The sequence below is a fragment of the Haladaptatus salinisoli genome (assembly GCF_020614375.1).
Classification (GTDB): domain Archaea; phylum Halobacteriota; class Halobacteria; order Halobacteriales; family Haladaptataceae; genus Haladaptatus; species Haladaptatus salinisoli.
Genome location: NZ_CP085327.1, coordinates 258,488 through 269,450, shown reverse-complemented (window position 1 = coordinate 269,450; position 10,963 = coordinate 258,488). Strand labels below are relative to the sequence as shown.

General features: G+C 65.4%; 10 protein-coding genes. 5 read left to right on the top strand and 5 right to left on the bottom strand.

From position 1 onward, the window contains the following. Positions 1 to 474 precede the first annotated feature (474 nt). The 3 genes from LIX00_RS01535 (at position 475) to LIX00_RS01525 (ending at position 4,281) form a co-directional block, all read left to right on the top strand. Positions 475 to 2,892, top strand: a complete 2,418-nt coding sequence (locus tag LIX00_RS01535; protein ID WP_227354422.1) for a DNA topoisomerase VI subunit B — start codon at positions 475 to 477, stop codon at positions 2,890 to 2,892. Next, positions 2,889 to 3,980: a DNA topoisomerase IV subunit A gene (locus LIX00_RS01530; RefSeq protein WP_227354421.1), complete on the top strand. Its 1,092-nt coding sequence runs from the start codon at positions 2,889 to 2,891 to the stop codon at positions 3,978 to 3,980. The genes LIX00_RS01535 and LIX00_RS01530 overlap by 4 nt, the downstream gene beginning before the upstream one ends. 109 nt (positions 3,981 to 4,089) lie before the next feature. Beyond that, positions 4,090 to 4,281 carry a hypothetical protein gene (locus tag LIX00_RS01525; protein WP_227354420.1) on the top strand — a complete coding sequence of 64 codons (192 nt, stop codon included), beginning with the start codon at positions 4,090 to 4,092 and terminating at the stop codon, positions 4,279 to 4,281. 64 nt (positions 4,282 to 4,345) lie between these two features. Here the strand turns inward: LIX00_RS01525 and LIX00_RS01520 are convergent, their stop codons facing one another. From LIX00_RS01520 to ligA, 3 genes are read right to left on the bottom strand one after another with little or no spacing between them, the layout of a single operon-like run. Continuing rightward, on the bottom strand, positions 4,346 to 5,095 hold the full coding sequence (locus LIX00_RS01520; RefSeq protein ID WP_227354419.1) for an MBL fold metallo-hydrolase: 750 nt from the start codon (positions 5,093 to 5,095) through the stop codon (positions 4,346 to 4,348). Between the two features lie 50 nt (positions 5,096 to 5,145). After that, positions 5,146 to 5,520, bottom strand: a complete 375-nt coding sequence (locus LIX00_RS01515; protein WP_227354418.1) for a YkvA family protein — start codon at positions 5,518 to 5,520, stop codon at positions 5,146 to 5,148. Positions 5,521 to 5,550: 30 nt separating this feature from the next. Further along, positions 5,551 to 7,194, bottom strand: a complete 1,644-nt coding sequence (gene ligA / locus LIX00_RS01510) for an ATP-dependent DNA ligase LigA (protein WP_227354417.1) — start codon at positions 7,192 to 7,194, stop codon at positions 5,551 to 5,553. Positions 7,195 to 7,437: 243 nt separating this feature from the next. Here ligA and LIX00_RS01505 point away from each other — a divergent pair, with 243 nt between their 5' ends. Further along, a complete protein-coding gene (locus LIX00_RS01505; RefSeq protein WP_227354416.1) occupies positions 7,438 to 8,940 on the top strand; it encodes a glutamate-cysteine ligase family protein in 1,503 nt (500 codons plus the stop codon). On the opposite strand, the gene psmB is transcribed toward LIX00_RS01505, so the two are convergent. After that, positions 8,937 to 9,671, bottom strand: a complete 735-nt coding sequence (gene psmB / locus LIX00_RS01500; RefSeq protein WP_255679326.1) for an archaeal proteasome endopeptidase complex subunit beta — start codon at positions 9,669 to 9,671, stop codon at positions 8,937 to 8,939. The genes LIX00_RS01505 and psmB overlap by 4 nt on opposite strands. Positions 9,672 to 9,750: 79 nt before the next feature. Beyond that, positions 9,751 to 9,930 (bottom strand): hypothetical protein, encoded by a 180-nt coding sequence (locus LIX00_RS01495; RefSeq protein WP_227354415.1) that lies wholly within the window; start codon positions 9,928 to 9,930, stop codon positions 9,751 to 9,753. A 271-nt stretch (positions 9,931 to 10,201) separates the two neighbouring features. On the opposite strand from LIX00_RS01495, the gene LIX00_RS01490 reads away from it, so the two are divergent. Next, positions 10,202 to 10,873, top strand: a complete 672-nt coding sequence (locus LIX00_RS01490; protein WP_227354414.1) for a helix-turn-helix domain-containing protein — start codon at positions 10,202 to 10,204, stop codon at positions 10,871 to 10,873. Positions 10,874 to 10,963: the final 90 nt, after the last annotated feature.

The window sequence follows — 10,963 nt, the reverse complement described above, 5'->3', positions numbered from 1 at the left end:
CGCGCGTGCGGAGAGTCAAATATTACCCGGCGATAGGCTGTACGAATCGGAGACGTGATGGAAAAAGAGAACTAGCCGAAAAAGGGAAAAAACGGCTCGAACTGACGGTCGATTTCACCCGCGCGTTCGGGTACGGCGCGCGAAGCCGAGGAAGTCACCCCCGCGGCGCGGTCGGAAACGAACCGGGCCGGACACGTCCGAGATGCGCCAGTTCGAACGGCGGCGCGAACGATGCGGCGCTGGTCGACCCGCGTCCGGACGGGCCGCGGCGGTATGCATAACGGTAATTGCGAGCGCGGACGAGGAAGGGGTTCGAGAGGGGGTCGTTCCGGCGTCCGACCCGCGACGAGCGGCGGCCGGAAACGACCTAACCCGTCGAATCGGGCCTTCTTCCGCCTCGATTCGGCTACTTTCACTTTCACTCCGCCTCACCGGGGCAGTTTTAACGTACCCGCCGATAAATACTGGCGAAGAATGCCTTCGATGCAGTCTACGCTCGGCGACGAGGGGATCGCCGAAGAACTGGCCGAGAGCCAGCGACAGATCTCCATTGCCGAGTTCTTCGAGAAGAACAAGCATATGCTCGGGTTCGACAGCGGTGCCCGGGGGTTGGTCACCGCCGTCAAGGAGGCGGTGGACAACGCCCTGGACGCCTCCGAAGAAGCCCGATTGAAACCGTTCGTCCGCGTCAAAATCGAGGAGAGCGGCGACTACTACCGTCTCATCGTCGAGGACGAGGGGCCGGGAATCACCCGCGAGCAGATTCCGAAGGTGTTCGGAAAGCTGCTCTACGGCTCTCGATTTCACAAGCGCGAACAGTCGCGCGGCCAGCAGGGTATCGGTATCTCCGCCGCCGTCCTCTACTCGCAGTTGACCAGCGGGAAACCCGCGAAGATTACGAGCAAACCAAAGGGGAGCGACGGCCAGCGATACTTCGAACTCATCATCGACACCGACGAGAACGAACCGGAGATACAGTCCGAGTCCGACACCCCGCCGGTCGGGCGGGAACTCGTCGGGACGCACGGCACGCGCATCGAACTGGAGATGGAGGCGAACATGCGCGCTCGCCAACAGCTCCTCCGGTACATCAAACACACCGCGGTCGTCAACCCCCACGCGAAAATCGTCTTCGAGGAACCGGGGATGGAGGACGGCGAGGAACTCGTCTTCGAGCGCGCGGAGGGTGCCTCCCTCCCCGCCGAAACCGAGGAGATTCGTCCGCACCCGCACGGGGTCGAACTCGGGACGCTCCTGAAGATGCTCGCCCAGACCGACTCCCACAGCGTCTCCGGGTTCCTCCAGGGGGAGTTCACCCGCGTCGGCAAGAAGACGGCCGAGAGCGTCATCGAGAACTTCCGCGACCGCCACTTCGGGCGCGAGGCCGCGTGGCGACCGCCGCGCCCCCACGAGGAGGCGGACGTGAAAGCCGCCGTCGAGGAGGCGGTGGCGAACAAAGGCGCGGACGCGACCGCCGCGTTCGCCGAGCGAGTCGCGGAGAAGCTGGGCGAGAGCGACCGAATCCCGCACCATCAGGTGCGCGCGGTCGTCGCCGTCGCCGCCGAGGAGGTCGAAGACGAGTCCGGCACCGCCTTCGGCGACACCGTCCGGGAGAACGCTATCGACGCCGCGTGGGACGCCATCACGGACGACCGGGTGAGCGACCTCTACGAACTCGTCGACGAGGCCACGAGCACCCGGAAGGACGACGAGACGGTTCGCGCCATCGCGGAGCGAATCGCCGCCAAGTTCGACGGGGACGAAGGACCCGACCGCGCGACCGAAAAACGCCTGCGGGAGTACGTCTCCCGCGCGGCGGACATGACCGAGGAGCGCGAGGACGCCACCGTCGGCGAGACGGCCCGCGAGAACATCGTCGAAGCCGTCTGGGAGTCGATGGTGACCGTCCCGGACGACGTCCCGAAGATTCGCGACGTCGCGAACGACCGCGACGCCGCGAGCGAACTGCTCGAAGCGATGAACGTGACGGACATCATCGCGCCGCCGACGAACTGCCTCTCGCCCATCACCGCCGACCTCGTTGAGGCCGGACTCCGGAAGGAGTACGACGCCGACTTCTACGCGGCGGCGACCCGCGACGCGGACGTTCACGGCGGCGACCCCTTCATCGTCGAGGCCGGCATCGCATACGGCGACGAACTGGACGCCGAGGGTTCGGCGGAGGTCCTCCGGTTCGCCAACCGCGTCCCGCTCGTCTACCAGCGCGGGGCGTGCGCGACGACCGACGTGATAAAGTCCATCGGCTGGCGCAACTACAACCTCGACCAACCCGGCGGACGCGGGATTCCGAACGGTCCGGTCGTCATCATGGTTCACGTCGCGTCCACGAACGTTCCGTTCACGAGCGAGTCGAAGGACGCCATCGCGAACGTCCCCGCCATCGAGGACGAGATCGAGTTGGCCATCCGCGAGGCGGCGCGCGAACTCAAATCCTACCTCAAGAAGCGCCAGTCGCTCAAGAAGCGCCAGAAGAAACAGAACGTCATCGCCTCCATCCTCCCCGATATGGCCCGGAAGCTATCCGAGGTGACCGGTCGAGACGAACTCGTCATCGAGGACTCGATGGCGCGCATCATGAACAACGTGCTCGTGGAGCGCGAGGTCGAAGACGACACGGTCACGCTCGTCGTCGAGAACCACGGCTCGACGAACGAGTCGCCGAAGCTGACCGACATCGTGGCGACCAAACCAGAGAACCTCTCGAACGGCGCGAGCGCGGTCGAGATGGACGGCGAGTGGTTCGTGACGTGGGAGCCGACCGTGGGCAGCGGCGACGAGGCGGTGCTCGAGTACACCGTCGCCGACGACGTATCGTTCGACCCCGTGTCGGTCGAAGGAATCGAAGACGAACGACTGACCAACAACACATGAGCGCAGACATCGACACAGAAGCCCGAGAGAAACTCATCGACCTCGCGGCGGAGTTCTACGACCAGTTCGCGGGGGGACAGATTCCCTCCATGTCCATTCCGACCCGGACGAAGAGCAACATCGAGTACGACGAGGCCGAACGCGTCTGGGTGTACGGCGACCGGAAGAGCACCCGAAGCGCGAACAGCGTTCGCGGGGCGCGGAAGCTACTGAAGGCGGTCTACACCATCGACTTCCTCTCGAACCAACTCGAAGAGGACCGCTCCTCGACCCTCCGTGAGTTGTACTACCTCTCGGAGTCGTGGGACGCGAAGGAAGCGCAGTTCTCCGACCAGGACGAGTCGAACCAGCTCATCGAGGACTTGGAGATCGTCTCCGACGTGACCCGCGAGGACTTCCACATGCGCCCGGAGGAGTCCGGCGCGACCATCATGGGGCCGCTCCACCTCCGCGAGCAGACGCGGCGCGGCGAGCGCGACATCCACTGTCAGGAGGACGTGGGCGAGGGCGGTTACCAGATTCCGAACAACCCGGACACCATCGAGTTCCTCGACCACGACGCGAAGTTCATCCTCTGCGTGGAGACCGGCGGTATGCGCGATCGACTCGTCGAGAACGGATTCGACGACGACCACAACGCCATCATCGTCCATCTGAAGGGGCAACCGGCGCGCGCGACCCGGCGTATCACCCGCCGACTCCACGAGGAACTCGACCTGCCGGTCACGGTCTTCACCGACGGCGACCCGTGGAGCTACCGAATCTACGGCTCCGTCGCATACGGTTCCATCAAGAGCGCGCACCTGAGCGACTACCTCGCGACGCCCGACGCGCAGTTCGTCGGCATTCAACCGGAGGACATCGTGGAGTACGACCTGCCGACCGACCCCCTCTCCGACTCGGACAAGAACGCGCTCGAAAGCGAACTCGAAGACCCGCGCTACCAGACCGACTACTGGCGTGAACAGATCGAACTGCAACTCGACATCGAGAAGAAGTCCGAACAGCAGGCGCTCGCATCGCACGGTCTAGACTTCGTGACGGACACCTATCTCCCCGACCGCCTCGGCGAGATGGGAATCCTGTAACGACGTCGAACCGCAGCGACGCGGTCGGCCGAGCCGACGAACCGGTCGTTCGTTCCGTTATTTCGTCTTTTCCCGCGGTAATTTGTATCCCGAAACCGTTCGTTATACTATGGATCCGAGACGATGGGTCGACCTGAAGTTGACGGGAATCGGTGCGACGGTGTTCGCGATAATCTGGGCGCTCACCCATTACTCGGTTCGAGTTGCGAATCCCGAACTGCGCGCGTTCGCCGGGGTTTCCGCGGTCGTCCTCGCCGTCCTCACGGTCGCGGACGCGCTTCGCGGCGGCATCTCGGATTGAGCGCGCGACCGACGGTCGCGGACGAACTCGTCCGATTCGAACCGGCGTTTCGCCGCCTTCCGTCTCACTTCTCGTCCAACACCACCGGCACGCCCCGCCTCGCCACGTCCGCCGCGAACGCGCCCGAGTCGGTCTCCAGCGCCGAGAACGTGTCGTAGTGTATCGGCAGGACGAGTTCCGGGCCGAGTCGCTCCGCCAACGCCGCCGCCTCGCGTCTGTCCATCGTGAAACTGCCGCCGATGGGAGGGAGAAAGAGCGACACGTCGAGTTCCCGGTGGTCGTCCAACACGTCGGAGTCGCCGGGCCAGAAGACCGTCTTCCCGCCCAGCGAGAGGAGGAAGCCGACGCCGAACCCCTCCGGGTGGTACGGTTCGCCGTTCGCCCGGGTGTGCGGCCCGTCGAGTTCGTTGTGGGCCGGGACCGACCGGACCTCGCACTCGCCGACGGTGACGCGGTCTTCCGCCCCGATTCGCCGGACGTCGTAGGGGAGGTCGTCCACCGCCGTCACGTCCCGGTCGATGGCGTCGGCGTCCACGCCCTCGTAGACGACCACGGTGGCGTCCTCGGCGGCGACGCGCTCGATACCGTCCGAGTCGTAGTGGTGGTCGTGGGTGACGAAGACGGCGTCCCCGTCCTGCGCGCGGTAGTCGACCGGTTCCGGATGGGTCGCGTCCGGACTGTCGGGGTCCCACTCGCCCGTCAGGACGCCGTACCGTCCGGGGTCGACGTACGCGACGAATCCGTCCGGGGTCTCGAGTCGCACCGTCGCGTAGCCGAACCACTCCACCGTCAGGCCGTCGTGTCGAACCGTCATACCCGTCGGTAGTCCGCTTTCGGGGAAAAGGGTTCGGTCGCGGAAAAGGATCAGGCGAAGAATCGCCAGAGCGCGTACCCCGCCAGCAACCAACCGGCCACCACGAGAAGGGCCGCTAGCCACCCTATCGCACCGCCGTCCCCCTGCTCCTGGCGCGTTTCGGCTTCGGCGCGCGCCTCGGTCAGCGCGTCGTCCGGAATCCACCGACGGGCGAGGTACGCGCCCGCCGGAACGAAAAGGAGGTCGTCGGCGTAGCCGAGCACCGGAACGAAATCCGGAATCGGATCGATAGGACTGACCGCGAGTCCGACCGTCACGAGGACGACCGCTTTCGCGTACCACGGCGTCCGGGGGTCGCGGGACGCTATCGCCAACGCCGTCACCTCGCGGCGGAGTTCCCGGGCCCGGTCGCGCAAGTTCGTCATTATCGTGACGGTCTAGGGAAAGTCGTTTTTTCACTGCGACTCGGCGAGTCGTTCCACGCGCTCCAGCGAATCGGCGTCCTCGGGGGTTTTATCGTCCCTGACGCCGAGGAATCGGGGGAACCGCAGGGCGTAGCCCGACGAGTAGGTCGGCGACCGCTGTATCTCCTCGTATCCCACCTCGAAGACGATTTTCGGGGAGATATCGACCGCTTGGCCGTCCTGCGCGGCGATGTGCGGTTCGAGCAGTTCGGTCAGCTCGGCCAGTTCCTCGTCCGTGATTCCCGTGGCGACCTTCCCGATGGTCTCGAAGCCGTCCTCGGTCCACGCCGACAGCAGGAAGGTCCCGAGGAAACTCGCCCTGCGGCCCTCGCCCCACTCGGCACCGGTAACGACGAGGTCGAGGGTCTCAACGTCCGGCTTGCGCTTGAGCCAGTTCTTCCCCCGCCGTCCGGGCGAGTACGTCGACTCGGGGTTCTTCAGCATGATTCCCTCGTGGCCCGCATCGAGCGAGTTCGCCTCGATGTCGGCGATAGCGTCGGCGTCGTCGGTGACGGTGAGCGCGGACACCCCTCCGGAGAGTACGCCCCGCAACCGGTCGTGGCGCTCCGTGAGGGGTGCCGAGAGCAGGTCATCGCCGTCCGCGTGCAGGCAGTCGAACGCTCGGAGTTCGAGGCTGACCTCCTCGCGGGCGCGGGCCACGTCGTGCTTGCGGCGGAAGCGCCGCAGTATCTCCTGAAACGGAAGCGGTTTTCCGCCGTCCATCGCCACGACCTCGCCGTCCACGATGGCCGGTGCGGCGAGGTGCTCGCGGGCGTACTCCACGATTTCGGGGAGCGCGTCCGTCACGTCCTCCATGTTCCGCGAGAAGATACTGACGTCGTCGCCGTCGTAGTGCAACTGCACTCGCGCGCCGTCGAACTTCCACTCGACGCCCGCCTCGCCCCAGTCGTCCAGCGCGTCCGTGACCGTGCCCGCCTGCGCTAGCATGGCTTGTACGGGTCTGCCGACTTCGAGTTCCATCGCGTCGAGTCCGGCTTCGCCCTCGTCGCGGGCGACCCGGGCGACCCGGCCGTAGTCGTTCGACACCTGCAGGGCGCGCTCGACCGACTCGACCGGTGCGTCGAACGCGCCCGCGATGGCGTCCCGGACCGTTCCCTCGCCGACGCCAATTCGCATCTCCGAGAGGACGAGGCGGGCGAGATACCGCGCTTCCCGCGAACCGGTGCGGTTGAACAGCCCGAAGAGGATGTCTATCTTCGTCTCCCGACTCCCCGACCCCTCGGCGCGGGCGACCGCTTCGAGTTCGTCGGCGACCTCGGCGACGGTCAGGTCGTCCCGCCCGCCGCCGAACGCGGCGAGACCCTGTTGGCCGCCGAAGTCGTAGCTCGCGGCCACCGCGCCGATGTCGCCCAGTTCGGCGAGTTCGTCCTCCACGTCGTCCGCGGAGACGTTCTGCCCTGCGGCGCGCGCGATGGCTTCGTAGCAGTAGTTCGGCCCGATGTCGAGGGTCGTCGAGTCCCACGCCGGGAACACCCGGCCCTGCACGAACCGAGCCAGCACTTCGAGGTCGTCGTTGGCCGCCGCGAGGAGGTCGGTGACGGCCTCGATGATGTCCGTGTCGGCGCTCAGTTCTTCGATGTCTCCGGCGCGCTCGGCGAACTCCGCGAACTCCATTACCGGAAGTTGTCGGCGGTCGGAGTTAAACGCACGGCTTTCGGTTTCCGGGGCGTTCGCGGCTCGAACGCTCGTTTTACCCTTCCGACAGTTTGTGAAGTCCGGACGCGAAATCACGGGTACGCGTCGGCGCGAACCGCCGACCGCGGTCGGGAGCGCGCTACCGAAAGAGACGGGAAACCGGAACGAACGACGGCCGCGAGGCCCGTGGATTGAAACGTCTGGCTCGCTCATCACTCTTCAATGACCGACGACCTCGTGTCGCAGGTGAAGGACGTGCTCACCGTCGATAGTCGGGAGTTCCAGGCTCGCGTCGAGGAGGACGCGGAGGTCATCAAGCGCGAACTCGCGGAGGGAACGTTCGACAACCCGCAGGCCATCATCGGATTCGAGTACGAGTTCTACGCCGTGGACGCCGAGACGAAAGCCCTCGCCCGCGTCCCCCGTCGACTGCTCTCGCTCATCGGGTTCGAGAAGGAACTCGGCCTGCACAACGCCGAGATGTCCACCAGCCCGCAACCGCTGAACGAGTACGGACTGGCCGCGCAGGAAGCCGAGGTGAAAGCCCGCCTCTCGGCGGCGGAAGAGCGAACCTTCTCCGAGGGGATGCGGCTCGTCAGCGACGGCCTCTGGACGATTCCGCCGGAGGGCGAGACGGCCACGGGGTACCTCACCGACAGCGTCGACGACGGCGGCGTTCGAGTCGCGTCGAACATGAGCGACTCGGTGCGCTACCACGCGATGGCGAACGCAACCGACACGGCGGGGATGGAACTCGACGCGCCGCACGTCTCGCTGTCCGCGGAGACGGTGATGCCCGAGAGCCTCATCACGTCCATCCAGCCGCACTATCAGGTACCCCACGCCCGCGACCTCCCGGCGTACTTCAGGTACGCGATTCGAATCGCCGCGCCGCTGCTCGCGCTCGGCGTGAACTCCCCCTTCTTCCCGCCGGACCTGTACGACGACGCGCCGCCGGACGACATCGTGGACGAGGCGTGGATGGAGAACCGAATCGGCGTCTTCGAATCGGTGCTGAACGGCGGCGACCCCGGCAAGGTACGGCTTCCCGAGGACGTGGAGTCGGTCGAGGAGGTCATCGACGACATCGCGGCGGACCGCACCATGGTTCCCATGCCGGTGGCGGGTTCCGCCCGCTTCGACGACGAGTTCGCCCACTTCCGGCTGAAACACGGAACCTACTGGCGGTGGGTTCGCCCGGTCTTCGGCGGGGCGACGCGCTCCGACGCCAACGCTCGAATCGAGTTCCGACCCATCGCGGCCCAGCCGACGGTCCGGGACTCCATCGCGTTTCAGGCGGCGTTCGCGGGGTTGCTGGAGAGCACGTTCCGCAGGGAGCACCCCGTCCGGCACCTCGACTGGATCGTCGCGCGGGACAACTTCTACGCCGCCATGCGCGACGGTCTCGACGCCGAACTCTACTGGATAACGAACGACGGAAAGGAGACGACCGACGCCGAGGAACTGTTCGCCGACCTCTTCGCCCACGCGAAAGACGGTCTGCAGGCGCGAGGGCTGTCCGACGAGGAGGCCGCGAAGTACCTCTGGCCCCTCCGCCAGCGCGCCCGCCACGGCGTGACGCCCGCCGGGTGGAAGAAACGAGAAGTGCGCGAACGGTTGGCCGACGGTGCGACGTTCGAGGACGCGATAACCGGTATGCAACGCACGTACATCGACCGGCAGAAAGAGACGCTGCTGGAAGGAAGCTTCGCGGACTGGGCTTAGAGGACTTCGTCGAAGTCCTTGTGCCCGGTGATTTCGACGCCTTCGTCCGTGATTTCCGCGAGGAACACGCCGTTACCGCTGCCCGTGTCGCGCTCGACCGCGCTCTTGATACCGCGGGCGGCGATGGTCTTCGCCTCCTCGTTCGAGAGCCCCTCCTCGTACTCCTGTTCGAGCACGCCGTAGGCGAGTTGCATCCCGCTACCGGTCACGGTGTAGTCGTCCGACATGACGCCGCCGGCGGGGTCGAGGCTGAAGATGTGGGACCCTTCCTCGTCGATACCGCCGAGGATGGGCGAGACGAGGAAGAACGGGCCGCCTCGGAGGAGGTTTCCGGCGAGCGTCGAGAGCGCCTGCATGCTCATCTCCTCGCCGCGGCGGGCCTCGTAGAGGTTCGACTCGATGCGCATCGTTCGGATGAACGACTGCGCGCCGCCGACCGACCCGGCCATCGTCAACGCCGCGGTCGGGTGGATCTGTTCGACCTTCTGGACGTTCTTGTTGGAGACGAACCGGCCGCCGAGGCTGGCGCGCATGTCGGTCGCCATGACGACGCCGTCCGCGGTCGTGAGACCGATGGTCGTCGTTCCGGTCTTGTTGACGTTCTGGAGGTCGTCCTTCGAGAATTCGCTCTCCGGAAGCGAGCCGATCTCCGGCTCGTACGGACTGCTATCGGTGCCATCGAGGCGCTCCGTATTGCGCGAGAATTCGGAACCGTGCATTGGCGTACGCATTACCCGCACGTAGTCCGCCAGCACTGATAAAACCAACCCTTCCGGGGTGTGCGACGACGCCGGGAAACGGGGGACGGTGTTATGCGCTCGATTCTGCGGCCTCTTCGTACGCTTTCGCGAGCGTTTGCATTACACGGTGCATGGGGAACGGAACTCCCGCTCGTCGGGCCACGAGGGCGACCGGGAGCAGGAAGATACCGGTCAGGACGCTCAACTGGTACAGGGCGAACAGGGTCGCGCGCCGTAACGGTGCGAACATCTCGTACCTCGCGCGTGGCTGAGACATCGCTATATAAAAGCGTTTCTAACACTAAGTTTTCATAATAATCTATAATAGCCGATGATGGCGCTCCCGTCTCCCGATTCAACTCCGGTTGTTCTCCGGACAATTCGAGGCGGATTACCCCGCGGAGCGCCGTAGGAACTAGGTTGGCAACGCCGGCGGTATGCGTAAGTTATGCGCATCATCGGCGTCTCGTGCGCACGGACTAGCCGAAACAGTTGACACGTCGCGCGCCGAATCGACGTTCGTGAACGTCGTCGTCGAGCTTCGGCTTCCACCCGACGAGTTCGCCCTCGGCGCGCTGTTCGCCCACCGCTCCGAGGCGCGAATCGAACTCGAGCGCATCGTTCCGACCGGGGAAGGAGCGATGCCGTTCTTCTGGGTCGCCGCCGCCGACCCGACGTTCGTCACCGACGTCACCCTCGAGAACTCGCCCGTTTCTTCCGTCGAAGTCGTCCGCGAGATCGGAAACAGCGCCCTCTGTCGGGCCGTCTGGTCGTCGGAGCAACGCGGAATCCACGGGATACTTACCGACCACGGCGTGACGCTCCTCGACGCCGAAGGGTGTAGCGACGGTTGGTCGTTTCGCATTCGATTCCCCGACCACGAGGCGACGACGCGGTTCAGGAAAGCCTGTGACGAACAGTCGATATCGTACGAAGTACACCGAATCTACTCGCTCACCGAACTCTCCACGGGCGGACACGGCCTGACGGACGAGCAACGCGAAGCGCTCGTTACGGCGTTCGAACGGGGGTACTTCCGCGTTCCCCGCGAAACCTCGCTCTCCGAGTTGGCGGAGCAACTCGAGATATCGCCGCAGGCCGCGTCCGGTCGCCTCCGGCGCGGGTTGGAGCGGATGCTCGACGGGACGCTGTTTCCGCAGGCCGATCGGACCGGTGATAAAGATACGAACTGATAAACCCCAAGGACTCCGTTCGTCGTCCGCCTCTTGTAGGGATATATCGATATCGACCCGTCCGTTTCGGAGTCCGAGGTCACCGAGGTA